Origin of the sequence: Georhizobium profundi (assembly GCF_003952725.1) — a bacterium.
Taxonomy (GTDB): Bacteria; Pseudomonadota; Alphaproteobacteria; order Rhizobiales; family Rhizobiaceae; genus Georhizobium; species Georhizobium profundi.
The window spans coordinates 2,132,988-2,157,941 of the sequence record NZ_CP032509.1 but is presented as its reverse complement, the minus strand read 5'-3'; the positions used below and the strand labels follow the sequence as shown (position 1 = coordinate 2,157,941).

At 62.1% G+C, this 24,954-nt stretch carries 26 protein-coding genes and 3 pseudogenes; 16 read left to right on the top strand and 13 right to left on the bottom strand.

The window, feature by feature from the left end:
- The first annotated feature begins 223 nt into the window (after positions 1–223).
- Positions 224–1,519 carry a hemolysin family protein gene (locus D5400_RS10195; protein WP_126009917.1) on the top strand — a complete coding sequence of 432 codons (1,296 nt, stop codon included), beginning with the start codon at positions 224–226 and terminating at the stop codon, positions 1,517–1,519.
- A gap of 27 nt (positions 1,520–1,546) precedes the next feature.
- On the opposite strand, the gene D5400_RS10190 is transcribed toward D5400_RS10195, so the two are convergent.
- Positions 1,547–1,813 carry an usg protein gene (locus D5400_RS10190; RefSeq protein ID WP_126009916.1) on the bottom strand — a complete coding sequence of 89 codons (267 nt, stop codon included), beginning with the start codon at positions 1,811–1,813 and terminating at the stop codon, positions 1,547–1,549.
- Between the two features lie 291 nt (positions 1,814–2,104).
- On the opposite strand from D5400_RS10190, the gene D5400_RS10185 reads away from it, so the two are divergent.
- Both D5400_RS10185 and groL read left to right on the top strand, forming a co-directional pair.
- On the top strand, positions 2,105–2,419 hold the full coding sequence (locus D5400_RS10185; protein WP_126009915.1) for a co-chaperone GroES: 315 nt from the start codon (positions 2,105–2,107) through the stop codon (positions 2,417–2,419).
- A gap of 49 nt (positions 2,420–2,468) precedes the next feature.
- Positions 2,469–4,097 carry a chaperonin GroEL gene (gene groL, locus D5400_RS10180; protein ID WP_126009914.1) on the top strand — a complete coding sequence of 543 codons (1,629 nt, stop codon included), beginning with the start codon at positions 2,469–2,471 and terminating at the stop codon, positions 4,095–4,097.
- A gap of 69 nt (positions 4,098–4,166) precedes the next feature.
- On the opposite strand, the gene D5400_RS10175 is transcribed toward groL, so the two are convergent.
- The 3 genes and pseudogenes from D5400_RS10175 to D5400_RS21545 all read right to left on the bottom strand — a co-directional run.
- A complete protein-coding gene (locus D5400_RS10175; protein ID WP_126009913.1) occupies positions 4,167–4,427 on the bottom strand; it encodes an acyl carrier protein in 261 nt (86 codons plus the stop codon).
- Positions 4,428–4,553: 126 nt separating this feature from the next.
- Complete coding sequence (locus D5400_RS10170) at positions 4,554–5,645, bottom strand: serine hydrolase domain-containing protein (protein ID WP_126013066.1); 1,092 nt, start codon at positions 5,643–5,645, stop codon at positions 4,554–4,556.
- Positions 5,646–5,709: 64 nt separating this feature from the next.
- A pseudogene (locus tag D5400_RS21545) lies at positions 5,710–6,108 on the bottom strand (transglycosylase SLT domain-containing protein); the annotation flags it as partial.
- Positions 6,109–6,383: 275 nt separating this feature from the next.
- On the opposite strand from D5400_RS21545, the gene D5400_RS10160 reads away from it, so the two are divergent.
- Entirely contained in the window at positions 6,384–6,536 is a 153-nt protein-coding gene (locus tag D5400_RS10160) for a DUF3563 family protein (protein ID WP_126009911.1), read from the top strand.
- A 112-nt stretch (positions 6,537–6,648) separates the two neighbouring features.
- Here D5400_RS10160 and D5400_RS10155 read toward each other — a convergent pair whose 3' ends face one another.
- The 6 genes from D5400_RS10155 to D5400_RS10130 all read right to left on the bottom strand — a co-directional run bounded on the left by D5400_RS10155 (position 6,649) and on the right by D5400_RS10130 (position 12,348).
- Positions 6,649–7,767, bottom strand: coding sequence for a branched-chain amino acid ABC transporter substrate-binding protein (locus D5400_RS10155; protein WP_126009910.1), 1,119 nt, complete (start codon positions 7,765–7,767; stop codon positions 6,649–6,651).
- Positions 7,768–7,905: 138 nt separating this feature from the next.
- A complete protein-coding gene (locus tag D5400_RS10150) occupies positions 7,906–8,253 on the bottom strand; it encodes a DUF6867 family protein (RefSeq protein ID WP_126009909.1) in 348 nt (115 codons plus the stop codon).
- The gene (locus tag D5400_RS10145; RefSeq protein WP_245451503.1) at positions 8,253–9,017 is read right to left on the bottom strand and encodes an ABC transporter ATP-binding protein; all 765 of its coding nucleotides are present in this window, start codon (positions 9,015–9,017) and stop codon (positions 8,253–8,255) included. Before D5400_RS10145 ends, D5400_RS10150 begins: the two co-directional genes overlap by 1 nt.
- Positions 9,014–9,982 carry an ABC transporter ATP-binding protein gene (locus D5400_RS10140; RefSeq protein ID WP_245451545.1) on the bottom strand — a complete coding sequence of 323 codons (969 nt, stop codon included), beginning with the start codon at positions 9,980–9,982 and terminating at the stop codon, positions 9,014–9,016. The genes D5400_RS10145 and D5400_RS10140 overlap by 4 nt, the downstream gene beginning before the upstream one ends.
- Positions 9,983–10,088: 106 nt before the next feature.
- A complete protein-coding gene (gene livM, locus D5400_RS10135) occupies positions 10,089–11,423 on the bottom strand; it encodes a high-affinity branched-chain amino acid ABC transporter permease LivM (protein WP_126009907.1) in 1,335 nt (444 codons plus the stop codon).
- A gap of 1 nt (position 11,424) precedes the next feature.
- On the bottom strand, positions 11,425–12,348 hold the full coding sequence (locus tag D5400_RS10130; RefSeq protein ID WP_126009906.1) for an ABC transporter permease subunit: 924 nt from the start codon (positions 12,346–12,348) through the stop codon (positions 11,425–11,427).
- 331 nt (positions 12,349–12,679) lie between these two features.
- On the opposite strand from D5400_RS10130, the gene D5400_RS10125 reads away from it, so the two are divergent.
- From D5400_RS10125 to D5400_RS10100, 6 genes and pseudogenes are all read left to right on the top strand, one after another.
- Positions 12,680–13,585 (top strand): dihydrodipicolinate synthase family protein, encoded by a 906-nt coding sequence (locus tag D5400_RS10125; protein WP_126009905.1) that lies wholly within the window; start codon positions 12,680–12,682, stop codon positions 13,583–13,585.
- 4 nt (positions 13,586–13,589) lie between these two features.
- Positions 13,590–14,837 (top strand): NAD(P)/FAD-dependent oxidoreductase, encoded by a 1,248-nt coding sequence (locus D5400_RS10120; RefSeq protein WP_126009904.1) that lies wholly within the window; start codon positions 13,590–13,592, stop codon positions 14,835–14,837.
- 10 nt (positions 14,838–14,847) lie between these two features.
- Positions 14,848–15,854 (top strand): annotated as a pseudogene (locus tag D5400_RS10115) (4-hydroxyproline epimerase).
- A 177-nt stretch (positions 15,855–16,031) separates the two neighbouring features.
- Entirely contained in the window at positions 16,032–16,739 is a 708-nt protein-coding gene (locus tag D5400_RS10110) for an ABC transporter permease (protein WP_126009903.1), read from the top strand.
- Positions 16,732–17,475, top strand: coding sequence for an energy-coupling factor ABC transporter ATP-binding protein (locus D5400_RS10105; protein ID WP_126009902.1), 744 nt, complete (start codon positions 16,732–16,734; stop codon positions 17,473–17,475). Before D5400_RS10110 ends, D5400_RS10105 begins: the two co-directional genes overlap by 8 nt.
- 33 nt (positions 17,476–17,508) lie before the next feature.
- Positions 17,509–18,339 (top strand): ABC transporter substrate-binding protein, encoded by an 831-nt coding sequence (locus D5400_RS10100; protein WP_126009901.1) that lies wholly within the window; start codon positions 17,509–17,511, stop codon positions 18,337–18,339.
- A 15-nt stretch (positions 18,340–18,354) separates the two neighbouring features.
- Here the strand turns inward: D5400_RS10100 and D5400_RS10095 are convergent, their stop codons facing one another.
- Both D5400_RS10095 and D5400_RS10090 read right to left on the bottom strand, forming a co-directional pair.
- Positions 18,355–19,275 carry a helix-turn-helix transcriptional regulator gene (locus tag D5400_RS10095; protein ID WP_245451544.1) on the bottom strand — a complete coding sequence of 307 codons (921 nt, stop codon included), beginning with the start codon at positions 19,273–19,275 and terminating at the stop codon, positions 18,355–18,357.
- 94 nt (positions 19,276–19,369) lie between these two features.
- A complete protein-coding gene (locus tag D5400_RS10090) occupies positions 19,370–20,419 on the bottom strand; it encodes a TRAP transporter substrate-binding protein (RefSeq protein WP_126009900.1) in 1,050 nt (349 codons plus the stop codon).
- 218 nt (positions 20,420–20,637) lie between these two features.
- Between D5400_RS10090 and D5400_RS10085 the strand changes: the two genes are divergently transcribed.
- The 3 genes and pseudogenes from D5400_RS10085 (at position 20,638) to cysQ (ending at position 22,546) form a co-directional block, all read left to right on the top strand.
- Positions 20,638–21,099 carry a MarR family winged helix-turn-helix transcriptional regulator gene (locus tag D5400_RS10085; RefSeq protein ID WP_245451502.1) on the top strand — a complete coding sequence of 154 codons (462 nt, stop codon included), beginning with the start codon at positions 20,638–20,640 and terminating at the stop codon, positions 21,097–21,099.
- A 27-nt stretch (positions 21,100–21,126) separates the two neighbouring features.
- A pseudogene (cysC, locus tag D5400_RS10080) lies at positions 21,127–21,729 on the top strand (adenylyl-sulfate kinase); the annotation flags it as partial.
- A complete protein-coding gene (gene cysQ / locus D5400_RS10075) occupies positions 21,722–22,546 on the top strand; it encodes a 3'(2'),5'-bisphosphate nucleotidase CysQ (protein WP_126009898.1) in 825 nt (274 codons plus the stop codon). The pseudogene cysC and the gene cysQ, both read left to right, overlap by 8 nt.
- Positions 22,547–22,555: 9 nt before the next feature.
- On the opposite strand, the gene D5400_RS10070 is transcribed toward cysQ, so the two are convergent.
- Positions 22,556–23,128 carry a manganese efflux pump MntP gene (locus D5400_RS10070; RefSeq protein ID WP_126009897.1) on the bottom strand — a complete coding sequence of 191 codons (573 nt, stop codon included), beginning with the start codon at positions 23,126–23,128 and terminating at the stop codon, positions 22,556–22,558.
- Positions 23,129–23,568: 440 nt separating this feature from the next.
- Here D5400_RS10070 and D5400_RS10065 point away from each other — a divergent pair, with 440 nt between their 5' ends.
- The 3 genes from D5400_RS10065 to D5400_RS10055 all read left to right on the top strand — a co-directional run bounded on the left by D5400_RS10065 (position 23,569) and on the right by D5400_RS10055 (position 24,949).
- Positions 23,569–23,862 carry a ribbon-helix-helix domain-containing protein gene (locus D5400_RS10065; protein ID WP_126009896.1) on the top strand — a complete coding sequence of 98 codons (294 nt, stop codon included), beginning with the start codon at positions 23,569–23,571 and terminating at the stop codon, positions 23,860–23,862.
- A 90-nt stretch (positions 23,863–23,952) separates the two neighbouring features.
- A complete protein-coding gene (locus D5400_RS10060; RefSeq protein WP_126009895.1) occupies positions 23,953–24,348 on the top strand; it encodes a VOC family protein in 396 nt (131 codons plus the stop codon).
- Positions 24,349–24,424: 76 nt separating this feature from the next.
- Positions 24,425–24,949, top strand: coding sequence for a Twin-arginine translocation pathway signal (locus D5400_RS10055; protein ID WP_126009894.1), 525 nt, complete (start codon positions 24,425–24,427; stop codon positions 24,947–24,949).
- The last annotated feature ends 5 nt before the right edge of the window (positions 24,950–24,954 follow it).

Here is a 24,954-nt window from a genome sequence, read left to right as displayed (position 1 = left end):
GCAGGCCGCCCTCTTTAACCGAAATGCGACCGGGAAGAAACGCTTCAGCGATGACAGTTGTTGATGCCTGCAGACAGGCTTCGTGAAGTTTCGACCGCGCTTTCATGCGGCAGAGGCAGTTGCACATCACAGGCAGAACCCGTAAATCGTGACGGGACAGCGGCGGGCCCTCTTGCCGGCAACGCTGCAAATCAGAGGAGCCGGACAGCCGGCAACCCCACTAATGTACCTGCAATTGCTGATCGTGTTCCTGTTGATCCTGCTCAACGGGTTTTTCGCGATGTCCGAAATGGCGCTCGTTTCTTCCCGCAAGATCCGCCTGGAACAGATGGCCGACAATGGCAGCAAGGGGGCCCGCCGTGCACTCAAGCTTGCCGAAGACCCGACGGGCTTCCTTTCCACCGTCCAAATCGGAATTACGCTCATAGGCATCGTCGCCGGTGCGTACAGCGGCGCGACATTCGCAGATCCGCTTGCAAATGTGCTGCGCGAAGTATCCTTCATCGAAGAAAGCGCGTTCGCGATTTCCTTCACGATCGTCGTTGCGATCACCACCTATCTGTCGCTGATCGTCGGCGAATTGGTCCCCAAGCGCATCGCGCTCAATCACTCGGAAGCCATTTCGAGCTTCGTTTCTGGTCCGATGACAATTCTTGCGGTGATCGCAGCCCCGATCGTCTGGTTCCTGCGCCTGTCGACCGAAACGCTCCTGAAGCTCCTCGGGATCAAGCCGAGCGAAGAAGCGACGGTTACGGAAGAGGAAGTGAAGGCGCTTATTGCTGAAGGCGCCAAGACCGGTGTTTTCGAGCATGCCGAGCGCGACATGATCGACGGCGTTCTGCGCCTGGCCGACCGGGACGTGCGCACCATCATGGTGCCCCGTCCCGACACCGTCTGGCTGTCGATCGAAGACCCGATCGAGACCATCATGCGGGAAATCACCGAAAGCGGCTACTCCCGCTTCCCGGTCTGCCGCGGTGACGTCGACGATGTCATGGGCATCCTGCACGTGAAGTCGCTCGTCGCGCTCGGCCGTGCGCCGACCCACGCGGAGATCGAGGCAGCCATCGCGACACCGCTCTACGTCAACGAAACGATGAGCGTGCTGAAGCTGCAGGAGCGCTTCCGGGACTCGCCGATCCACATGGCGATCGTCATCGACGAATATGGCTCCTTCGAAGGCGTCATCACGCCGACCGATATCCTCGTTGCGATCGCGGGCGACCTGCCCGAGCGCGAGGGCGAGGATCTGCCTTACGCGGTTCAGCGCGACGATGGTTCATGGCTGCTCGATGGCGCGATGCCGATCGACGACGTCGACCGGGTGCTCGCTGGCGTCTCCATCGACCGGGGCGATTTCGCGACGCTGGCAGGGTTCGTGCTGGAGTCTTTCGGCTATATCCCGGAAGCCGGCGAGCATTTCGAGGCGCAAGGCTGGCGCTTTGAGGTGGTCGACCTCGACGGTCGACGCATCGACAAGATCCTCGCAGCCCCGATCGGCGACGCCACCGAGGCCTGAGGCTGTTCTTCCAGACGCAATCGCCGCCTAGTGCAGAATGAATTCGCCGTTGACCGTTCGCCACTCGCGCGGAGCGATCAGCCTTTGATGGGTGTATCGCACCGAGTGCAGCAGCCCTTCGAGCGTCGTTTCCCAGAATTTGAGAAAGCCGCGCATCTCGGGAAACTCGGGAGCGAGATCGTATTCCTGCCAGATGTAGGTCTGGAGAAGGGAAGGATGGTCTGGAAGGCGGTAGAGAATATGGGCGGTGGTCAGGCCATAGCCCGACATCTGCTTTTCGAATGCTGACTGCATGCTCGTCCTCATCATGGCTGTCATCCGATTGCAAAAGTGTGCTCTGCTTCGCGCTTCCCGTCCAGATGGAATTCTTGGCAAGGACTGCCGAAAACATCATCGATTCAGTATGTTAGCAGCAAGTGAAAGCGAGTGCTGATTTTTTTGCGTGCCCCTCTTGAAGAGGATTTGGCACGCCACCAAATCGCCTGCCGCGCGGCGCCTCAAAGGGCCGTGCCACGGCGGGACTGCCGACCCGGCGTCCCGCCGGAGGAGCTTGAACCTGCATGTTTGTCCCAGGAGGAAAACACGATGAAGTTCCGTCCACTCCATGACCGGATCGTTGTCCGCCGCATCGAAGCCGATGAGCGCACATCCGGCGGCATCATCATTCCCGATACGGCCAAGGAAAAGCCCCAGGAGGGCGAAGTGCTGGCGGTCGGGCCGGGCGCACGTGCCGACAACGGCCAGATCCAGCCGCTCGACGTGAAGGTCGGCGACCGCGTTCTCTTCGGCAAATGGTCCGGCACCGAGATCAAGGTTGGTGGCGAAGACCTTCTGATCATGAAGGAAGCCGACATCATGGGCGTGCTGGTGGCTGAAGAAGCTGCCCGCAAGGCCGCCTGAAAGACCTGCGGATCCAAACGATCAAGGCTGTTTTTGAGGGATTGAAGAAATGGCTGCAAAAGAAGTGAAATTCCATGCCGATGCCCGCACGCGCATGCTGCGTGGCGTCGATATTCTCGCGGATGCGGTGAAGGTGACGCTCGGCCCCAAGGGGCGCAACGTCGTCATCGAAAAGTCCTTCGGCGCACCACGCATCACCAAGGACGGCGTGTCGGTCGCCAAGGAGATCGAACTCGAAGACAAGTTCGAGAACATGGGCGCGCAGATGGTGCGCGAAGTGGCCTCCAAGACCAACGATCTCGCTGGTGACGGCACCACCACCGCAACCGTTCTGGCCCAGGCCATCGTGCGCGAGGGCGCCAAGGCCGTCACGTCGGGCATGAACCCGATGGACCTGAAGCGCGGAATCGACCAGGCCGTCGACGCCGTCGTCGCCGAACTGAAGCGCAACGCCCGCAAGATCGAGAACAACTCCGAGATCGCGCAGGTCGGCACCATTTCGGCCAATGGCGACACCGAAATCGGCCAGTTCCTGGCAGAAGCCATGGAGCGGGTCGGCAATGAAGGCGTCATCACGGTCGAGGAAGCCAAGTCGCTCGACACCGAACTGGAAGTCGTCGAGGGCATGCAGTTCGACCGGGGTTATCTCTCGCCCTACTTCGTCACCAACCAGGACAAGATGCGGGCTGAGCTTGAGGATCCCTTTATCCTCATCCACGAGAAGAAGCTCTCGAATCTCCAGGCGATGCTCCCGGTTCTCGAAGCCGTCGTCCAGTCGGGCAAGCCGCTCGTGATCATCGCGGAAGACGTCGAAGGCGAAGCCCTTGCGACGCTCGTCGTCAACAAGCTGCGCGGCGGCCTCAAGATCGCAGCCGTCAAGGCTCCGGGCTTCGGCGACCGCCGCAAGGCCATGCTGCAGGATATCGCCATCCTGACCGGTGGCACGGCAATCTCCGAGGATCTCGGCATCAAGCTCGAGAACGTGACGCTGGAGATGCTGGGCCGCGCCAAGAAGGTCGTCATCTCTAAGGAAGACACGACGATCGTGGACGGCGCCGGCTCGCGGACGGAGATCGACAGCCGGGTTGCGCAGATCCGCGCCCAGATCGAGGAAACCACTTCGGACTATGACCGCGAGAAGCTGCAGGAGCGCTTGGCTAAGCTTGCCGGTGGCGTCGCGGTCCTGCGCGTCGGCGGCTCGACCGAGATCGAGGTGAAGGAGAAGAAGGACCGCGTCGACGACGCCATGCACGCAACGCGCGCAGCCGTCGAGGAAGGCATCTTGCCAGGCGGCGGCGTGGCGCTGCTGCGCGCAGCCAAGGTGCTCGACACGCTCGAAGTTGCCAATCCCGATCAGAAGATGGGCGTCGATATCGTTCGCCGCGCCGTGGAAGCTCCTGCCCGCCAGATCGCGGAAAACGCCGGTGCCGAAGGCTCGATCATCGTCGGCAAGATCCGTGAACAGGCGGATTTCGGCTTCGGCTGGAACGCGCAGACTGGCGAATATGGCGATCTCTACAAGGCCGGCGTGATCGACCCGGCAAAGGTCGTGCGCACGGCGCTGCAGGATGCCGCGTCCGTCGCAGGCCTGCTCGTAACCACCGAAGCGATGATAGCTGAGAAGCCCAAGAAGGACCGCGCCCCTGCCATGCCTGCAGGTGGCGACATGGACTTCTGAGGAGAACAAAAAGATGCGGGCGCCTTAGGGGCGCCCGCTGCTTCACTCACGACAGCGATCGCCGCGCAATTACATCGCCTTGGCGGTCAGCATGGCGCGCACGGCCGCCACGATATCGTCCACCGTCTTCAGCGAGTTCCAGGACTCCACGCTGTCGGTCTCGATCTCGATGTCGTACTTCTCTTCCAGTTCCATGACGAGCTCGGCCAACTCCAAAGAGTGGATACCGAGATCGTCCACCATCGACGACCCCGTGATGTCGTCGGCATTCGCGTCGCTGTATTCAGCAATGTGACGGATGATTTCAGTCTTCAGGGTGTCAGTCGTCATCGCGTTCCCTCGGCAAAATGTCGGCCCCCGGGGGTCATGCGACTCCGCCGCCCGCCCCACAAAGGCAAGGTGCTTCAACTGACTGTGCAATGCAACACGGCCAAAGGTTGCAACCGTTAAGACTGGTTAACTTCCACTGGCCTCCAGCACCGGACGCACGAGCCGGTCCTCCACCAGCGCATGCAGGTCGTCGCGATAGCCGGAGCGTGCGGACGGCCTGTTTTCCGCCGATGTGACGACGACCGTCATCTCGAGCTCCGGCAGAATGTAGAGCATCTGGCCGCCATAGCCCCAGGCGTAGAAACAATCGACGCCCGCCATGTCCCTCAGGAACCAGCTGTAGCCATAGGCCTCGCCCGAGAAGACGGAGCTGGTGCGGCGCTCCCACGATTGGTCGATCCACTGCTGCGACACGACGCGCTTGCCGTCGGGCCCGATACCGCCATTGCGGTACATCTCGCCGAAAGCCAGCAGCGACCGGGGCGACACCGCCATCTGGTTGCCGCCAAGCGGAATGCCCTGCGGATCGCGTTCCCAGTCGGTCACGCGGAAGACGCCGTCCATGCCGAGCCAATCATTGGCAAGTTCCATCGTGTCAGCCTCGCCGACGCGCATCAGGATGGCGGAGAGAAGATGGGTGCTGCCCGTGGAATAGAGCATCCGCCCGCCGGGATCATCGGCAAAGGGTTCGGCCAATGCGGCACGGACCCAGTCGGAGCTCGCAATCCAGCGACCATAGTTTTCGCCGGATGTGCGGCCGAGACCGGCCTGCATCGACAGGAGATGGCCGATCGTGATCTCTCTGATGCGCGGATCGGCATCATCGGGAATCTTGTCCTCGAGCAGCGGCGCGATTGGCTGATCGACGCCTTCGAGCAGGCCCTTGTCAATCGCTATGCCAACCATCGCGGACACGATCGACTTGGAAGCCGACTTGATGTTGGTCGGAGTCGTGACCGAGCGCCCCTCGAAGCCTTCTTCGATCCAGACCTCGCCATCGCGCGCGACGATCAGGGTGTGAAGACCTTCCAGCGCATCCGCCGCCTGGATAGCGGCTTCCCGCGCTTCGACAAGGGACACAATGGCGGCGGGTGCAACGGCTTCCACATCGGCCGACGGCTCGGACCCAGCATCCTGGCCATGCGCCAGCGCCGAGATGGAAAGGCATGAGAGAAGGACGACGCCGCGAAGCGCGTTCAAACGTGCAGTGTTTTTCATGGTCATGGGCATCACATATGGGAGAGAAACGGCAAGTCCATGCCTCGACCAGGAAACACTGAAATCACGAAGCGCGCAGCCCCGTCTCCACGAGAAGCCCACGGCGCTTGGCGTCGTAATAATAGCCGCGCTGATAGAGGGCGATCGCGCGATCTTCATTGCGGTCGGCGACGATATAGGCGCCGCGCAGATACTTCACCGCATAGCGAAGATTGGTGTCGGCATCGAGCAGGCCTGCGGGTTCGCCGCGATAGCCCATGGTGCGTGCCGTGTCGTGCCGGATCTGCATGAGACCGAGATTGGGGCCGTTGCGTGCTGCCGGATTGTAATTGCTCTCGCGGGCCACGACACGCCGAATGAGCGATTCCGGCACGCCATATGCCGAAGCATGGGAGGCGATGAGCCGATCGAGATCCGATTGCGGGGCGACGGCAGCGGTCTGTTTCGTGGACTGCCGGCCGGCAGTCTCCTGCCCGCTCGTCGCGCAGGCGGTCAGTGCGCTGCCACAGAGAAGGATGATCAACATTCGTGCGGCAAGACGCATCTGATGGCTCGTCGATGAACACGCCAATGGCGCGGGAAAGCCTTTATTGCTCAATGGTTGCGGCTGAATTGTGGTGATGCTTGTGCCGCACAGCCATGTGCAGGCGCCGCATGGCTCGCATGCCGCAATGTCGGTTGTGCATTGCAGCATGGAAGACTATTTCATGGTCAACAACAAGAAGAAGGAAGAAAACCATGAAGAACATGACACGCCGTTTCATCAAGCTCATCAGCGAAGATCCGTGGCGCGACCGGGAATCAGCCTATCTCAATGGCTCGACCTCGATCGTCGACTTGGAAATGCGCATGCGCGAGATCGACAGCGGTCGGTTCCGCAATCGCCTTTAAGACGAGCATGATGCTCTGACAGTCAAAAGCCCGCTGCGATCGTTCGCAGCGGGCTTTTTGTTTTATAGGCGATGGATCGGGCATAAACCTGCCCATCGCACCAATCGCAGGCTTACTGAGCAGCGGCTTCTTCGTAGTAGCCGTACTCGCCGCCGGTCCACTCATACATGACGTAGCCGGGCAGCGTCACGTCGCCCTTGTCGTCGAAGTCGAGTTCGCCGAGAACGGTCTGGAAGGTCCCTGCGTTCAGGGCTTCGACCACACCGTCGAAATCGGTCGAGCCGGCTTCTTCAACGGCAGCGGCCCAAGCCTGGATCGCAGCGTAGGTGTAGAGCGTGTAGCCTTCCGGGTTGATGCCAGCTTCTTCGAACTTCGCGACAACCGGAGCGGCTTCTTCGTTGAGGCGCGGATCCGGGGAGAAGGTCATGAGCGTGCCTTCACCGGCATCGCCCGTGATCGACCAGTATTCGTCGGTGACGAGTGCGTCGCCGGATACGAGCACCGTATCCATGCCCTGATCCGCCATCTGACGCTTCATCAGGCCGGCTTCGGTGTGGTAGCCGCCAACGTAGAGCACGTTGATGCCTTCGTTCTTCAGGCGCGTGACGAGCGCGGTGTAGTCCTGCTCACCGGCGGTGTAAGCCTGATAGAGAGCCGGCTCGCCCCCTGCCTGCTCATAAAACGCCATTGTCTGGTCTGCGAGACCCTTGCCGTATGCGGTGTTGTCGTGAATGAACGCGACCTTGGCATCCGGGAAGTTTTCCATCAGGAACTGGCCGGCAATCTCGCCCTGCTGGTCGTCACGGCCGCAAGTACGGAAAATGCCGGGACCGGGACGCTCATCCGTGAAGGCTGGGTTGGTGGAGGCCGGCGAAATCTGGATCACGCCTTCTTCGTCATAGACGGCGCTGGCCGGGATCGAAGAGCCGGAGCAGAAATGGCCGGCCACAAAGACCGCGCCTTCGCCGACGAGCTGGTTGGCGACCGAAACGGCCTGACGGGCGTCGCAGGCGTCATCTCCGACTTCAAGCACGAGCTGTTCGCCGAGAACGCCGCCAGCGGCATTGATGTCGGCTACGGCCATTTCGGCACCGGCCTGCATCTGTGCGCCGAACGACGCATACTGTCCGGTCATCGGACCAGCGGTCGCGATGACGATATCGGCCGAAGCCATACCGGCAGTTGCAAAAAGCGCGGAAGCGGCCACGCCCGTCATCAGAACTTTCTTCATTCGTTAGTCTCCCTCTGGTGTTTTGCGGCGGAGCACACGCCCCCGTTCCGCTCCCGAAACATCCCTGTGTTCCGGCTTATTTCGGATGCTATTCCCTTTGCCGGCAAAGGCAATCGGGAAAACTCCCGAAAATTTCGATCACGAACCCTGCTTCACCTTCCAGGCGAGTGGACCCGCCTGCTCATTGATCCACGTGTATTGGCGCACCATCTGCCGGGCGCGAAAAAAGCGGTGCCCGACGAGGCCGATCACAACGATGATCGCGAAGTGGATGAGGAAATAATAGAGCGTCAGCAACTCGCCGTCGTAGAGCGCGAAGTTTAGGAAGCGGACCGCGAGCGACACGAGGAAGCAATAGAAGACGAGCAGCCAGATGGGCTGCCAGGTCTTGGCCATGGCCCGCCCGGTCATCCAGGCGGCACCACCACCCAGAAACAGCGTGACGACGATGAAGGCGACGAGCGAATTGTCCCAGAGCACGTCCATCAATGCGCTCCCCCTTCCAGATAGGCAGCCTGGATTTCCGGGCTCGCCAGCAGTTCCTTGCCGGTGCCGGTGATCGAGATCTTACCGTTGACCATGACATAGCCGCGGTGGGCGAGCTTCAGCGCATGATAGGCGTTCTGTTCGACCAGGAAGACCGTCAGTCCCTCCGACTGGTTCAGATCGCGGATGGCGTTGAAGATCTGCCGCACGATCAGCGGTGCGAGCCCGAGCGACGGTTCGTCCAGCAGAAGCAGCTTCGGTCGGCTCATAAGTGCACGCGCGATAGCCAGCATCTGCTGCTCGCCGCCCGAAAGCGTGCCACCGCGCTGTCCCTGCCGATCCTTCAGCCGCGGGAACAACGTGTACATCCGTTCCAGATCGCTCTCGAAATGGGTCATGTCGGTAATGCCGGCCCCCATTTGCAGGTTTTCCCGCACGGTCATGCGCGGAAAGATGCGGCGTCCTTCCGGCGACTGGGCGATGCCCTTGCGCATGATCTCGTGGGTGGGAACGCGGGTGATGTCCTCGCCCCGATAGATCACATTGCCATGCCGCGCCTGCGGATTTCCGCAGATCGTCATCATCAACGTAGACTTGCCGGCGCCATTGGCGCCGATAAGGCTGACGATTTCACCATCCATGATGTCGATGTCGACGCCCTTCAGGGCATGGATGGCGCCGTAATAGGTATGAACGCCACGCACGGCGAGAACCGGCTCGCTGGCGGGAACGGCCATCGGGTCGCTGATGCTTGCCATGCTCATCGGCCGTCTCCCTTCGGATCCTTGGAAACACTGCGAGCCGACAATTCCTGCAGGGTTTGCGCCGCTTCGGCATCGACAACCTGCACATGGCCCCCACCGCGCTCGGCCGTTTCCTGCCCGACTTCGGCTTCCACGGCGTCGACCTCTTCGTCGTCGACGCCGAGATAGGCGGCGATGACCTTCGGGTCGGAGCGCACGTCCTGCGGCGCGCCGTCGGAAATCTTGCGGCCATAGTCGAGGACGACGACATGGTCGGAAATCTCCATCACGACGCTCATGTCATGCTCGATAAGCAGCACCGAAATGCCTTCGTCGTCGCGGATCTGGCGCAGAAGCGTGTTGAGCTCGCTGGACTCCTTCGGGTTCAGGCCGGCCGCCGGCTCGTCGAGGCACAAAACCTTTGGGCGCGTGCACATGGCGCGCGCGATCTCCAGCCGGCGCTGATCCCCATAGGGCAGATCGGCAGCGGGATCGTCGGCGCGGTCGATGAGATTGGTCTTCTCCAGCCAGTATTTGGCCAGGTCGATCGCCTCGCGCTCGCCCTTTCGGTATGACGGCAGACCGAAGATGCCGCCGAACGTGTAGCCGGACGCGACGATCAGCGCGTTGTGCTGCGCGACCATCAGGTTTTCGAGAAGCGTCATGCCGCCGAAAAGGCGGATGTTCTGGAAGGTGCGAGCAACCTTCCCGATGGCCGCAATCTCCATGTCGGGCATGCGCTCGAGGAGATAGAGACCGTCATCGGCGAAATAGCGCCGCCCTTCCTGCGTCCGCGCCTCCAGATTGGCGAAGGCAGACGGCGTGTGCGCCATGATCATCCGGCCTTCGGTCGGCTTGTAGAAGCCGGTCAGGCAGTTGAACACGGTCGTCTTGCCGGCACCATTTGGGCCGATGAGTGAAGTGATGTCACCGCGCCCGACATCGAAGGACAGATTGTCGACGGCGACCAGGCCACCGAAGCGCATGGTCAGATGTTCGACGCGCACGACGACATCGGTTTCCCAATTGCGTAGCGTCTGCCGGGAAGCGCCTGCAGATGCAGGCGTGGGAGATAAGGGTTGCAGGCTCATGTCAGTGCCCCTCCCCCTGGCTCACAAGATCGGCAGAGACCGCTTTTCGTTCCTTCAGGAAGACCGTGGGGTTGCGCGTCGACACCAGGCCGCGCGGCTTCCAGATCATGATCAGCACCATCAGCAGGCCGAAGACGAGGACGCGGAATTCCTCGAGATTTCGGAACATCTCGAAGCCGCCGATCATCACCAGCGAGGCGAAGACGACGCCCATCTGACTGCCGAGACCGCCGAGAACCACGATGGCGAGGATGATCGCCGATTCCAGGAAGGTGAAGCTTTCCGGCGAGATGAAGCCCTGGCGCGTGGCAAAGAACGCGCCGGCGAACCCGCCGAACATCGCGCCGATCGCAAAGGCCGAAAGCTTGGTATTGGTTGTGTTGATGCCGAGCGAGCGGCAGGCAATTTCGTCTTCACGCAAGGCTTCCCAAGCACGGCCGATCGGCAGCTTGCGCAGCCTGAGCGTGACCCAGTTGGTGATGAGCGCGAGCACCAAGATGATATAATAGAGGAAGATGATGCGGTGTATCGCGGCGTATTCGAGGCCGAAGAAGTCCGCAAAGCCACCCTCGTCCCGCGTGAAATCCAGGCCGAAGAAGGTCGGACGCGGGATCTGCGTGATGCCATTCGGCCCGTTGGTCAGCTCAAACCAGTTCAACAGCACGATGCGAATGATTTCACCGAATGCCAACGTCACGATCGCGAGATAATCGCCGCGAAGCCGCAGTACCGGAAAGCCGAGAATGATGCCCCAAAATGCAGCGAGGATGCCCGCAAGCGGAAGGCACACCCAGAAGCCGAGATCGAAGTACTGGGAAAGCAGCGCGTAGGAATAGGCGCCGACTGCATAGAATGCGACGTAGCCAAGATCGAGCAGGCCAGCGAGACCGACGACGATGTTGAGACCCCAGCCGAGCATCACATAGGTGAGCACCAGCACGCCGAGGTCGACATAGTAGCGGCTTTGGCCCGGGACCAGCACCATGACGATGAAGGGCAGCGTGACGGCGATGCCGAGCATCAGCGGGCCCAGGAACCGCGAGACATGGCCGGCCTTGTTGAAATCCGGCAGCACGTCGGAGAGGCCCTTGGGGCCGCCGGCACGTTTCCAGAAGAAGATGTTGAGCAAGAACCGGCCAACGGCCGTGGCTGCGGCCATCCAGAGCACGCGGTCCCACTCGGTCGTGATCCGCAGACCGCCGGCACCGGCGTCGGTGCGAAGACCGACGATAATGGAGAACAGGATGAGGGCGAGAACCCCGGCGAGGATGGCGTCCTTGAGAGAAGCCACCACGATGTTTTCTTCGGCGGCAGGAGCCGCGTTCAAGGCAGCCATGTCAGACCTTCTCGACTTCGGGTTTGCCGAGCAGGCCCGACGGCAGGAAGATCAACACGGCGGCCAGAATGAAGAAGGCAGCAACGTCCTTGTATTCCACGGAGAAATAGCCAGACCAGAAGGTCTCGATCAGGCCGATCAGAATGCCGCCAAGCATGGCACCCGGCAAAGAGCCGATGCCGCCGAGAACGGCTGCCGTGAAGGCCTTAACGCCGGCGATGAAGCCGATGTAGAAATCGATCACCCCGTAATAGAGCAGGTACATGAAGCCCGCGACGGCTGCGAGCGCAGCGCCGAGCACGAAGGTCAGCGAGATCGTGCGATCGACATTGATGCCGACGAGCGCGGCCATCTTGCGATCCTGCTCGCAGGCGCGCAGCGAGCGGCCAAGCGCGGTCTTGTTGATGATGTAGGTGAAGACACCCATCAGCACGACCGTGGTCACCAGAATCAGGATCTGGATGTTGGAGATCTGAACATCGAAATTGTTGCCGTCCATGATCGTGTAGCCGCCGGACACCAGCGGCGGCAGCGGCTTGACGCGGGCGCCCTGCACGATCTGCACGAAGTTCTGCAGCACGATCGACATGCCGATCGCGGTGATCAGCGGCGCAAGGCGGAAGGATCCCCGAAGCGGCCGGTAGGCGATCCGCTCCACCGTCCAGCCCCATGCCGACGTGAAGAGCATCGCCATCAAGAGCACGAGCATGAGCGCCAGGATGAGCACGATGAAGCCTGCCCCGGCCGTGATGCCAAGCGCGACGATGAGGATCATGGCGATGAACGAACCGACCATGAAGATATCTCCATGGGCGAAATTGATCATGCCGATGATGCCGTAGACCATCGTGTAACCGATCGCGATGAGCCCATAGATGGAGCCCAGCGTCAGCCCGTTGATCAACTGCTGAACGAAATATTCCACTGTGATGTACCCCTCTGGCCGACTTGTCCCGTCGGCTCTGCCGTTCGATCGATCGAGGCTCCCACCACCGCCGATCGTCGTCTGCAATATCAGCTATTAAGATCGCCAATGGGTCGATGAGGTCAATAGAGAAAAACGCCGATTGAAGGCGCTTTGACGGGTCAATCCACCGTCTTGAACGTCATTTTGCCGCCCATGAAACGGAAAGCTTTGAAACCGGTGTGGAGCCGCCTGGAATCGCGGGCGGCGCTGCAGGGTCGGCCTCTTGCCACTGATCAAGCTTTGGGATTTTCTGCCGGAACCGAAACGCTCGAAGCACCGGAGTCTGATCATGTGGAGTGGCATCCTTCCCGCCGTAACAACGAAGTTCAAGGAGGATGACAGCCTCGATCATGCGGAGATGGAGCGCTGCTTCGGCCTGCAGATCGACGCAGGCGTCGATGGCCTGATCGTCGCCGGATCGCTCGGCGAAGGCCCAATGCTGACGCAGGAAGAGCGCATCGACGTTTATCGCACCGCCAAGGCGGCAGCCGGCAAGCGCCCCGTCCTTGTGACGGTTGCGGAAGCATCGACAACGGCGGCGTGCGCCATGGCGAAGAAGGCTGCACAGGCCGGCGCGGACGGCCTGATGGTCGTTCCGAGCCCGATCTATCATACCGATGCGCGCGAGACAGAAGCCAATCTGCGCGCCATCGCAGCTGCCGGCGATCTGCCGGTGATGATCTACTCGAACCGGGTCGCCTACCGCGTTGACGTGACTCCGCAATTGATGGCCGACCTTGCCGACGATGCCCGTTTCGTCGCGATCAAGGAATCTTCCGACGATATCCGCCGAACCACCGAGATCATCAATCATCTGGGCGATCGTTACGCCGTGCTGACCGGCGTCGACAATCTGGCCTTCGAGGCGCTTTCGGTCGGCGCAACGGGCTGGGTGGCAGGCCTCGTCGTCGCCTTCCCGAAGGAAACCGTCGCCATCTGGCAGTTGATGCAGGCAGGTCGTCGCGACGAGGCGCTTGCGATCTACCGCTGGTTCCGCCCGCTGCTCGATCTCGATGTCTCGACCTATCTCGTCCAGAACATCAAGCTGGCCGAGGCGCTGGCGATCAAGTCGACCGAGCGGGTCCGCGGGCCCCGGCTGCCGCTTGCCGGCGAGCGCCGGGCCGAGGTCGAGCGCGTCATCCGCGCTGCGATCGAAACGCGCCCGAGCCTCCCCACACTGGAAATCGCGGCCTGACCCCATGAATGCCGGCCGATACGATATCGCCGTCATCGGCGCCGGCGTGATCGGAACGACGACCGCGCTCTATCTTGCAGAGCGCGGTCTCACGGTTGCGCTGATCGACCGCAAAGGCATTTCGGCAGAGACCAGCGCTGGCAATGCCGGTGCATTCGCCTTTTCCGACATTCTGCCGCTCGCATCGCCGGGCATCATGCTGAAGGCGCCGTTCTGGCTGATGGACCCGACCGGGCCGCTCTCGCTACCGCCCGCCTATCTGCCGACAATCGCGCCATGGCTGTGGCGGTTCTTCAAAGCAGGCAGCAGCAAGAACTTCGAGCGCAGCATCGCGGCGCAGGCGGCCTTGATGCGTGTGGCCGAGGCCGAGACGGAGAAGCTTCTGGAGCGCACCGGCCTGAAGCACATGATCGTCGCACGCGGCGCACTGCATCTTTACGACACAGAGCGCAGCTTCAATTCGGCCGCGCGCGGCTGGGATCGGCGCACCGAATACGGCATCAGCCACCGCCATCTCGACCGCGCCGGCATAGACGCGATCCAGCCGGGCATCGCGCAAACCTTTCGCCACGGCACCTACGTGGCCGGCTGGTCGAACGTCGCCGACCCGAAAGCCTATGTCGTCGCGCTTGGCGAACGCGCCTTTGCCCAAGGCGTCCATCTGGAAATCGCCGACATCGAACGGATGGCCGTCGAAGATGCGGGCGTCCGCCTCTCCTTCACCGATGGGCGCTCACTGCTCGCCGCGCAGGTGGTGATTGCGGCCGGCGCCTGGTCGCATCGGCTGGCTGCCTTGATCGGCGACCGGATCCCGCTCGAAACGGAGCGCGGCTACAACACGACGCTGCCCAAATCGGCGTTCGATCTCAACTGTCAGATCATCTTCGACGACCATGGCTTCGTGGTCTCGCCGCTCGGCCAGGCAGTGCGCGTCGGCGGCGCGGTGGAACTGGCGGGGCTCGACTGCCCGCCGAACTTCCAGCGCTCCAAGACGATGCTGGCGAAGGCGGCACGGTTTCTTCCGGAACTGAACCCCATGGGTGGGACAGAATGGATGGGCTTTCGACCCTCCTTGCCCGATTCCCTGCCCGCCATCGGCCGATCGCACCGCGTTCCCCGCGTGATCCACGCGTTCGGCCACGGCCACCTTGGCCTGACGCAATCGGCGGCAACCGCAAAGCTCGTGGCCGACATCGCACTCGACCGCGAGACGGAAATCTCGCTTGAGCCCTATTCACCGGACCGGTTCTGAAAGCATTCCCATGGCGCGCCACTCCTTCTTCTGCATCGACGGTCACACCTGCGGCAATCCCGTTCGCGTCGTTGCGGGCGGGGGCCGCAGCTTCAGGGCGCAACCATGCTGGAGCGGCGCGCGCATTTCATCGCCGAATATGACTGGATCCGCACCGGGCTGATGTTCGAACCGCGCGGCCACGACATCATGTCCGGCTCGATCCTCTATCCACCGACACGGGAGGACTGCGACGTCGCGATCCTGTTCATCGAAACGTCCGGTTGTTTGCCCATGTGCGGCCACGGCACCATCGGTACGGTCACGACGATGATCGAGCATGGGCTCGTCAAGCCGAAGACACCAGGCATCGTGAAGCTCGACACGCCGGCGGGCCTCGTCACCGCAACCTACCGGCAGGAGGGTGATTATGTTGAGGAAGTACGCATCACTAATGTCGCGTCCTTCCTCCATGCCGAGGCCCTGACCGCGGACGTCGAGGGTCTCGGCGAGATCACAGTGGATGTTGCCTATGGTGGCAATTTCTACGCCATCGTGGAGCCGCAGGCCGCATTTTCCGATGTTGCCGACGTGTCCGTGCAGGACCTGTTGACGTGGAGTCCGCGCCTCCGCGCAGCGCTGAACGCCAAATACGCGTTTCAGCACCCGGAACATGCCGACATCAAGGGCCTGCGCCACGTGCTGTGGGCCGGGGCGGCGCGCGATCCAAAAGCGCATGCGCGCAACGCCGTGTTCTACGGCGAAGCCGCGATCGACCGATCGCCATGCGGCACGGGCACCTCGGCGCGCATGGCGCACTGGGCGGCAAAAGGTCAGTTGAAAGCGGGCGACGATTTCATCCACGAATCGATCATCGGCTCTCTATTCCACGGCCGCGTGGAGAGTGAGACCACCGTCGGCGGCAAGCCGGCGATCATTCCGTCCATCGGCGGCTGGGCGCGCGTCACCGGGCTCAACACGATCTTCATCGACGATCGCGACCCCTATGCACACGGCTTTTCTCTCGCCGCGCTCTAAGCCGCCCACATCCTAAGACTTTCGCCGCAGTTCTTCCGACAAAGCCCGCTGCAGCCGCAGATTGTGCCTGCGGCACGATGTCGGCCGCGCTGTGAAAAGCGGCGATTGGCGTTGCGCCTGCGCTTTTCATCCCATATTGTCCGGCTTGGGTCAGATTAACGGACAAAATAACACAAAATGCAAAGTTTCGCAGACGCGTTTGGCGAAGCCTTTCGGCTGATCGCATCCTTCGATGCCGATCTGCGCGCCATCGTGTTCCTCTCCCTCCAGGTGAGTCTGTCGGCCGTCGTCGTCGCAGCGATCATCGGCCTGCCGCTCGGCGCTTTTCTTGCGGTGTCACGATTTCCGGGCCGCACCGCCATCGTTGTCGCCATCACTGCGCTTATGGGCCTGCCACCGGTCGTGGTTGGCCTGATCGTCTATCTGCTGCTGTCGAATTCCGGAGTGCTCGGGCCGCTGCAACTGCTGTACACGCCCACTGCGATGATCATCGCGCAGTCACTGCTGATCACGCCCATCATCGCAGCGCTCGCGCGGCAGACGATCGAGGATTTGAACGACGAATACCACCAGCAGATGACCCTTTTCGGCCTGACCAGCGGCCAGCGGCTGGTGACGCTTCTGTGGGAGGGGCGATTCTCGCTGATGACCGCGCTGCTCGCCGGCTTCGGCCGCGCGATCGCTGAGGTCGGCGCAGTCATCATCGTCGGCGGCAACATCAACCACGTCACCCGCGTCATGACGACGACGATCGCGCTGGAAACCGCGAAGGGCAATCTGGCGCTCGCGCTCGGGCTCGGCATCATCCTGGTTTCGATCGCCATTGCCGTGAACAGCCTGGTCTTCGCGCTTCGCGGAACTGCGGAGCGCGTCGCCTATGCTTGACCGCACTGATACCAAGGCGCTTTCCGCCACCCCCGTTTCGGGCGACAATCTCAAGATCGAGCGGAGCGGCAGGCTGCTGCTCGACGTCGAACGGATCGTCTTCGGCGGTGATGCCGTGACCGCCATTCTCGGCCCCAATGGCGCCGGCAAGTCCATGCTAATCAAGACGCTTGCCGGGTTGCAGAAGCCGGACCGTGGTGACGTTTCCTGGAACGGCTCGACGCCCTCGCGCGACGGCTACCGCAAGGTCGGCATGCTGTTGCAGCATCCCGTGCTGTTTCGCCGTTCGGCGATCGCCAACGTGATCTACGCGCTGAAGCAGGCCGGCCACGGCACCCGCGACGCCCAGGCGCTCGCGCACGAAGCGCTCGACCATGCGGGCCTCTCCGCCATTGCCGATACCTCGGCGCGCCTTCTCTCCGGCGGCGAAAAGCAACGTCTCGCCATGGCCCGGGCGCTGGCGCTCAAGCCTGAAATCCTTTTCCTGGACGAGCCGACGGCGAGCCTCGATCCCGCCTCGACGCTGCGCATCGAGGAGATGATCGGCGCCGCTGCGAAGGCCGGCACGATCATCGTGCTCGTCACCCACGACATGGCGCAGGCGCGGCGGCTCTCCGAGCGCGTGCTTTTGATGCATCGCGGCCGGATCATCGAGGCTGGCCGCACCGCCGACTTTTTCGATCGCCCGAAGACGCCGGAAGCGCGCGCCTTCGCGGCCGGCGAAATTCTTCTCTAACCGACACGAAAAATCCAACGGGAGAAACGACCCATGACCAGACTGACACTGCTATCCGCGGGCGTGGCCTTCACGCTTGCCGCTGCACCGGCGCTTGCCCAGGAAGACAATTTCATCATCGTCCAGTCGACGACATCGACGGAAGCCTCCGGCCTTTACGACCATCTGCTGCCGATCTTTCAGGAAGAAGCAGGTATCGAGGTTCGCGTCGTTGCCGTCGGCACCGGCCAGGCGATCAACAACGCCGAGAACTGTGATGGCGACGTTCTGCTGGTGCACGCAACGGCGCAGGAAGAAGCCTTCGTCGAGGCTGGCTATGGCGTTTCGCGCGAACCGCTGATGTACAACGACTTCGTCATCGTCGGCCCTGCCGCTGATCCCGCCGGCGTCTCCGGTTCGACCGACGTGGTCGATGCGCTCACCAAGATCGCTGAAAGCGAAGCCATATTTGCATCGCGCGGCGACGATTCCGGCACGCACAGCAAGGAACTGGAGCTTTGGGAAGTGGCCGGTATCGATGTCGCAGCCGTCAGCGGCAGCTGGTACCGCGAAACCGGCTCCGGCATGGGAGAGACGCTCAATACCGGTATCGGCATGGGCGGCTACGTGCTGACCGACCGCGCGACGTGGATCAACTACGGCAACAAGGGCGAATACACCGTTGCCGTCGAAGGCGACGAGGCGATGTTCAACCCCTACGGCATCATCCTCGTCAGCCCCGAGCACTGCGAAAACGTCAAGGCAGAAGCCGGCCAGACCTTCATCGACTGGATGCTTTCGGACGCGGGCCAGCAGGCGATCGAGGACTACAAGATCGACGGCCAGCAGTTGTTCTTCCCGGACGCCGACCGCAACGAAAGTTGATCGGCCGAAGGCCGATCACGGGCCGTTGTAGTGAATGGTGCCCGTTTGGGAAACATCATATCCGCTAAGCTGTTCCGCCCGTTCTTGAAACTGAGATGTGCGGGTGAAGGCGAAGAGTTTCTGCAGGCTCGGCCCGCAGAAATCCCTCCGCCAGGCGAGCAGATCGAACCGCTCTTCGGTGATTGGCACGAAGGCGAGCTTGTGCTGGCGTGCGACGGCCGCAATGCCGAAGCCGAGATCCGCGTCGCCCTGCGCGACCGATTGGGCGAGATCCGTCTGGTTGCGCGCCACATCGGGCAAAAGGGTGAACTGGCCGGGGCTGAAACCCGCCTCGGCGAGCAGCAACTGGAACAGATCCTGGCTGCCGGCACCCTCCTGACGAAAGACCACGCGTCGCCCGGCGATGTCGGCGATGGACCGGATGGCGGCTTCGTGCTCGGGCTTGATGATCAGGCCCTGGCTGCGCTTGGCCCATTCGACGAGCACGACCGGTTCGTGGTGCATGTCGAGCGAGATGCGGCGTTCATTGGCATTTGAGCCCGCTTCCTGCTCGGGCGTCCGGTGAAAATGGATGCCGGCCGCAACCGCCTGCCCCGCATTCATGCGCTTCAGCCCGTCGGCCGAGCCGTCGTAGTAGGTCGCAAGCTCACTGCCGGAAGCACGCAGCGCCCAATCGAGCAGCGGGTCGTGGCTACCCGCGACCACGGCTGGGTGGTCGCGCAGTGCTGATAGTTCCGCGCCGTAATCGGTGTTCTTTCGCAGCCACGCCATCAGCGCATCGCGCGGGAAGATCAGCTTTCCCGTCACCTTGGTAACCGGCAGAACGCCTTCCGAGGTCAGGTCATAGAGCTTGCGCTCCTTGATCCTCAGAAGGTCGGCAACTTCCTTGACAGTGAGAAAATCGTGCATGGTTGTGCAACATAACGGCGTGACCATCGGCTGCAAGCAGTTTGGCCAGCCAAAGCGTCGCATCTCATGCCGGAGTGGAAGCTGGCGCGCCGAAAGACGCGCCAGCGAACATCGCCGTTTCTTACTGCGTGGCTTCTTCGATCAGCGTGCGGGCACGATCGACGATCGCCTGGCCGTCCAGGCCGCGGCCGTCCATCTCGGCGATCCAGCTGTCGACGACAGGCTGCGAAGCCTCGACCCAACGTGCGACCTCTGCCTCGTCCAGAACGATGATCTCATTGCCGGCTTCCTCGGCAATCGCGCGCGCCGGTGCATCATATTCCTGCATGGTCTTGCCGGCGAGTGCGGAGAATTCCAGCCCGCTGTTCTCGTCGATGACGGCCTTCAGGTCGTCCGGCAGGCTGTCATACTTCGCCTGGTTCATGGCTAGCACGAAGGTCGCGACGTAGAACGCCTGCGTGCCGGCGAACTCCGTGTGGCTGTCGACGAGTTCCGAAAGACGCAGCGACGGCGTCACTTCCCACGGCACGACCGCGCCGTCGATGACGCCCTTCGAAAGGGACTCCGGAATGGCCGGAACCGGCATACCGATCGGCGCGGCACCCATCTGCTCGAGGAGCTGCGTGATCATGCGGGTCGGCGCGCGCAGCTTCAGGTCCGCCATGTCTTCAAGCGAACGGACACCGTCGCCCTTTACATGGACGAGGCCCGGGCCATGCACCCAGGTGCCGAGGATCTTGATGCCGGCAAAGTCGGTGTCCTGCATGTTCTCTTCGAACAGCTGCCAATAAGCGCGCGACGTTGCTTCGGCGTCGGAGGAGAAGAACGGCAGTTCGAACACTTCCGCCTGTGGGAATCGGCCGGGCGTGGAGCCAGGCAGCGTCCAGACGATGTCCACCACGCCGTCACGCGCCTGGTCGATGAGCTGCGGAGGCGTACCACCGAGTGCCATCGCCGAATACATCTCGATCGCGATGCGGCCGTCGGACGCTTCCTGAACGCGCTCGATCCACGGCTTCAGCACGTAGGCCGGCACGTTCGCCTGCTCGGGCAGGAACTGGTGCAGCCGCAGCGTCACTTCCTGTGCTGAGGCGATGCCTGCCGAAAGAAGCGCGCTACAGGCGACGAGGCCGCCGGCGAGCATGCTGCGAATGCGTGTGGTCCGTGTCATAGTCCATATCCTCCCTGGCGCGGTACTCCCAATGCCCGCGCTCGTCGTTGGACATAAGCAGGCACTGAGCGCCCTGCCAACAGCATAAGACCATCATGGGGCAGGATTTTTGGTGCATGACGTGCACAGCGAGCCAATCCTTGCCGCTGATTACTTGTCCCTTCGGATGAGACTGTTATGCACGGTGGGATGAGATTGCAGGCAGAGCGAACACAGCGATGATGGCTCTTTACGAAATGCCGGGTCACCTGATCCGGCGCATGAACCAGATTTCCGTCGCGACTTTCCTGCAGGAAGCACAGACGGCCGGCTTCGACCTGACGCCGGTTCAGTTCGCGGCGATCTATGCGATCGCCCGGAACGAAGGCATCGACCAGGCGACGCTGTCGAGCCTGATCGCCTATGATCGCGTTACGATCGGCGGGGTAGTCGACCGGCTGCTGACAAAGGCCCTGATCAGGCGCGAAGTCAGCGAAAAGGACCGGCGGGCGCGCGAACTTTACCTGACCGAAAAAGGTCGAGACCTTCTGGAGGCGATGATGCCTGCGGTCCAGAAGGTCCAGGAGCGGATGTTGGAAGGGCTGAGCGCGGAGGAGCGCGCAAGCCTTGTCGCCCTGCTGAAAAAGGCGACGGCCGGCGCGAGTGCGGTTCCGTCCGGCGGGCAGAATGAGGGGGAGTGAAGACGCATGGCTGAGGACATTCCGCTGCGGAGCAACGTCATCCAGTGGCAGAAAACCACGCTCAATCGAACGGATCATGCGCGGTTGATGGGGCAGAAGCCCGCGGTTCTCTGGTTCACGGGCCTGTCCGCATCGGGCAAATCGACCATCGCCAATTTGGTGCAGGTTCGGCTGCACGCGGCCGGCATCAAGACCTTCCTGCTCGACGGCGACAATCTTCGCCACGGCTTGAGCAGCGACCTTGGATTTTCCGCATCCGACCGCGTAGAAAACATGCGGCGGGTGAGCGAGGTCGCGCGACTGATGAGCGACGCCGGACTGATCGTGCTCGTCGCCTTCATCTCTCCGTTCGGATCGGAACGCGAGGCGGCAAGGGCGCGCATGGCCGATGGCGAGTTCATCGAGATTTTCGTCGACACGTCATTTGAGGAATGTGCGCGCCGTGACCCGAAAGGCCTCTACCGCAGAGCGCTTGCCGGTGAACTCTCAAACTTCACCGGCCTCGATTCGCCTTATGAAGCACCCTCTTCTCCGGACATTCACCTCAAGACGGCCCTCACCGGCGCCGAGGCACTGGCCGACGAGGTCGTCGATCACCTGAAGAACCGGGGCCTGGTGCCCCATGGGTGAGACGACGGAAATCGATCACGCGGCGGTGCTTGCCATCATGCGAGAGGCTGCGCAGGCGGCAGGTACGGTTCTGGTCAGCATCTTTGCGCAGGGCTACGAAATCCGCAGCAAATCCGATGGCTCGCCCGTGACCGAGGCCGATACGGCTGCAGAATTGCTGATCCTGGCGGACCTGCGCGCGCATTTTCCCCAGATCCCGATTGTCGCCGAAGAGGCCGCGGCTGCAGGCGTTCTGCCGACGGACCTCGGGCAACGGTTCTTTCTCGTCGATCCTTTGGACGGCACGCGAGAATTCGTGTCCGGTCGCGCGGAATTCACCGTCAACATCGCCCTGATCGAACATGGTTGTCCCACGGTGGGCGTGGTCGTCGCGCCGGCTCTTGGGCAGACCTATTACGGCTCCGACGCAGGCGCCTATCATGTAGATGACAAAGCCGAGCGGACGACGCAGCTGAGGGCGACGTCAACCCGCGACGATCCTGTCGCGGTGGCGAGCCGGTCGCATCGCGATCCGGACACCAACGCCTATCTCGCCCGTCGCGATATCACGAACTGCGTCAGCATCGGCTCGTCACTAAAGTTCTGCCTGCTTGCGGAAGGCAAGGCCGATATCTACCCGCGGTTTTCCCGCACCATGGAATGGGACACGGCGGCCGGCGATGCCGTGCTGCGTGCGGCCGGTGGACGGACAACGCTTGCCGATGAAGTCACGCCCCTTACCTATGGCAAGCGCCCCGAACGATGCGAGGACGACCCGCAAGGCTTCACGGCCCCCTTCGCCAACCCGCCCTTCATCGCGTTTGGCCGAGGACGTTAGGCCGAGCGTCTAGCCGATGTGGTCGATGAGGATCATCGTGCCGAGCGCGCAGAGCACGACACCGGCAGCCATTTCGGCATAGCGGCCGAATTGGTTGCCGATCGCCTTGCCGAGCAGCACGCCGGCCGTTGACATCACGAAGGTCGCCATGCCGATGCCGGCGGAGACGACCAGGATCCCGGCAAGGTCCACATCGATGAAGGCGAGCGACAGCCCGACGGCCATGGCGTCGAGGCTTGTCCCGAAGGCTGTCGCGAGCAAGACGAGCGACGAGCCGGAGGCCGCGCGCTCGGCGCCCTCACCTTCTTCCTGGCTGAAGGCATTGTGGATCATGTGGATGCCGACCAGTCCGAGCAGGCCGAAGGCCAGCCAGTGATCCACATGGGCCACCCAGTCACTGGCAGCGATGCCGGCAAGCCAGCCGAGAAACGGCGTCAGCGCCTCGACCAGACCAAACACGGCCCCGATACGCAGCGCACGCCCCAGTTGGGCGCGATCAAGCACGGTACCTCGCCCTACCGCGACAGCAAAGGCATCGATCGACATGGAGACCGACAGAAAGAAAACAGCTGCTGGAGACATTTGCAGGACCGGAGACGGATCGAAAATCGGGGGAACGGGCCGCCCGTCCGCCAACGGTCAGTCATACCCACGGTCTTGCCGGGCCGGCATTGCCGGCTGAACGCGCCACGCCATGAGGGCGATCGTGTTGACGCGCCCCCAATCGCTTGGTGGCTACTCCCCGATGGCCCCGAAGTAAAAAGCGCGGGAGAAAATGTCAATAGAAATCATATATTTAAATGAATTTGAGAGGCATTTGCAGAAGCCCGCAATGACGCGCGCTTGCCGCAGCCGCATACGCCCTCGATTTCCGTCCCTCACCTGACGAAAGCGCGCGGAAAGAATGTCGCGTCCGTTTTGATCGTACATGCACCAATGGCGGAGTCGTGCGCGCTCGGGTTTGGCGCTAACATCAACGCAACTCACCTTCAGCCAGGTGAGCCATTTGCGGGAGGAATATCATGTGCCAGGTTTTTGCGGGCCAGGAGCCAACGCGCTACGAATATGTGACGCGCAGGCTTCGGTTAAACGGCCAGAGCACCAGCATCCGGCTTGAACGTGCCTTCTGGGCCATCATCGACGAAATCGCCGCGCGCGATGGATCGACAACGCCGGCTTTCGTATCGAAACTGCATTCGGAGGTCCTCGAGCTGCGTGGCGAGCCGGAGAATTTCACGTCCCTGCTGCGCTGCGCGTGCCTGATCGAAATGGATCGGCGCACCCCGATGCAGACCAAGGCAGCCGCGGCAGCTTAAAAACCGCAGCGTAGTAGCATTCTACTACCTGATGGGTCGTCCCTCCTTCCAGACTTCGATCATTGAATCGGAAGAAGGAGGGAAGCCAGAGTGGCTAAAGCCATACACAGCATGATCCGCGTACTCGATGAGGCGCGGTCCGTAGCATTTTACGATCAGGCCTTCGGGCTGAAGGTGGCCGATCGTCTTGATTTCGAAAGCTTCACGCTGGTCTACATGTCGAATGACGAGACCGGTTTCGAGCTTGAACTGACCGTCAACAAGGGCCGCACCGAGCCCTACAATCTGGGCGACGGCTACGGCCACCTCGCCTTTTCGGTCGACGACCTGGACGCCGAGCACAAGCGCTTGACCGATGCGGGCCTCTCGCCCCGCAAGCTGGTCGATTTCGCGCCCGCCGGCGAGGTCATCGCACGCTTCTTTTTCATTGCCGATCCGGATGGATACCAGATCGAAGTGCTGAAACGCGGCGGTCGCTACCTGTAGCGCCGCGCATTCGCCGGCTGCCGCGACGAGGAGTGGAGCCTCGGACCGTCAGCCAGAATTTTGAGGGAGGACTGACATGACTGAGACATTATCGAAAACCGGCATGACCCGGCGCGAGCTTCTCGCTCGCTCCGTGGCTGTCGGCGCGACATTCGTCGTCGGCGCAGACTTCGTCGCCGGCAACGGTGCCGCATGGGCCATGGAAACGACGGCGGTGAAGCCCGAAAGCATGGCCACATTGATTCAGATGGCACGTGACATCTACCCGCACGACCACCTCGCCGACCATTTCTACGCAACCGCCGTCAAGGGCTACGACACCGCTGACAGCGCCCAGGAAATCGAGGACGGCATCGCCGCGCTCGATGCCGCCGCACGCGGCAAGGGCCATGCAGACTATCTGTCGATCGGCTGGGAAAGCGACCGCGTCGAAGTCCTCCAGGGCATGGAGGAGAGTGCCTTCTTCCAGAAGATCCGCGGCGGGCTCGTCACCGGTCTCTACAACCAGAAGGAAGTATGGCCGCTCTTCGGTTACGAGGGCGAGTCCTACAGCCAGGGCGGCTACGTGTCGCGCGGCTTTGACGACATCAACTGGCTGTAGGGAGG

Coding starts and splice junctions, on each gene's coding strand:
- D5400_RS10195 (WP_126009917.1), top strand. CDS start 224: ATGTACCTGCAATTGCTGATCGTGTTCCTGTTGATCCTGCTCAACGGG.
- D5400_RS10065 (WP_126009896.1), top strand. CDS start 23,569: ATGTGCCAGGTTTTTGCGGGCCAGGAGCCAACGCGCTACGAATATGTG.
- D5400_RS10125 (WP_126009905.1), top strand. CDS start 12,680: ATGTGGAGTGGCATCCTTCCCGCCGTAACAACGAAGTTCAAGGAGGAT.
- D5400_RS10175 (WP_126009913.1), bottom strand. CDS start 4,427: ATGACGACTGACACCCTGAAGACTGAAATCATCCGTCACATTGCTGAA.
- D5400_RS10055 (WP_126009894.1), top strand. CDS start 24,425: ATGACTGAGACATTATCGAAAACCGGCATGACCCGGCGCGAGCTTCTC.
- D5400_RS10070 (WP_126009897.1), bottom strand. CDS start 23,128: ATGTCTCCAGCAGCTGTTTTCTTTCTGTCGGTCTCCATGTCGATCGAT.
- D5400_RS10110 (WP_126009903.1), top strand. CDS start 16,032: ATGCAAAGTTTCGCAGACGCGTTTGGCGAAGCCTTTCGGCTGATCGCA.
- D5400_RS10105 (WP_126009902.1), top strand. CDS start 16,732: ATGCTTGACCGCACTGATACCAAGGCGCTTTCCGCCACCCCCGTTTCG.
- D5400_RS10095 (WP_245451544.1), bottom strand. CDS start 19,275: ATGGTCACGCCGTTATGTTGCACAACCATGCACGATTTTCTCACTGTC.
- D5400_RS10100 (WP_126009901.1), top strand. CDS start 17,509: ATGACCAGACTGACACTGCTATCCGCGGGCGTGGCCTTCACGCTTGCC.
- D5400_RS10120 (WP_126009904.1), top strand. CDS start 13,590: ATGAATGCCGGCCGATACGATATCGCCGTCATCGGCGCCGGCGTGATC.
- D5400_RS10185 (WP_126009915.1), top strand. CDS start 2,105: ATGAAGTTCCGTCCACTCCATGACCGGATCGTTGTCCGCCGCATCGAA.
- D5400_RS10150 (WP_126009909.1), bottom strand. CDS start 8,253: ATGGACGTGCTCTGGGACAATTCGCTCGTCGCCTTCATCGTCGTCACG.
- groL (WP_126009914.1), top strand. CDS start 2,469: ATGGCTGCAAAAGAAGTGAAATTCCATGCCGATGCCCGCACGCGCATG.
- D5400_RS10190 (WP_126009916.1), bottom strand. CDS start 1,813: ATGCAGTCAGCATTCGAAAAGCAGATGTCGGGCTATGGCCTGACCACC.
- D5400_RS10090 (WP_126009900.1), bottom strand. CDS start 20,419: ATGACACGGACCACACGCATTCGCAGCATGCTCGCCGGCGGCCTCGTC.
- D5400_RS10145 (WP_245451503.1), bottom strand. CDS start 9,017: ATGAGCATGGCAAGCATCAGCGACCCGATGGCCGTTCCCGCCAGCGAG.
- D5400_RS10155 (WP_126009910.1), bottom strand. CDS start 7,767: ATGAAGAAAGTTCTGATGACGGGCGTGGCCGCTTCCGCGCTTTTTGCA.
- D5400_RS10160 (WP_126009911.1), top strand. CDS start 6,384: ATGAAGAACATGACACGCCGTTTCATCAAGCTCATCAGCGAAGATCCG.
- cysQ (WP_126009898.1), top strand. CDS start 21,722: ATGGGTGAGACGACGGAAATCGATCACGCGGCGGTGCTTGCCATCATG.
- D5400_RS10140 (WP_245451545.1), bottom strand. CDS start 9,982: ATGCGCTTCGGTGGCCTGGTCGCCGTCGACAATCTGTCCTTCGATGTC.
- D5400_RS10170 (WP_126013066.1), bottom strand. CDS start 5,645: ATGAAAAACACTGCACGTTTGAACGCGCTTCGCGGCGTCGTCCTTCTC.
- D5400_RS10085 (WP_245451502.1), top strand. CDS start 20,638: ATGATGGCTCTTTACGAAATGCCGGGTCACCTGATCCGGCGCATGAAC.
- livM (WP_126009907.1), bottom strand. CDS start 11,423: ATGGCTGCCTTGAACGCGGCTCCTGCCGCCGAAGAAAACATCGTGGTG.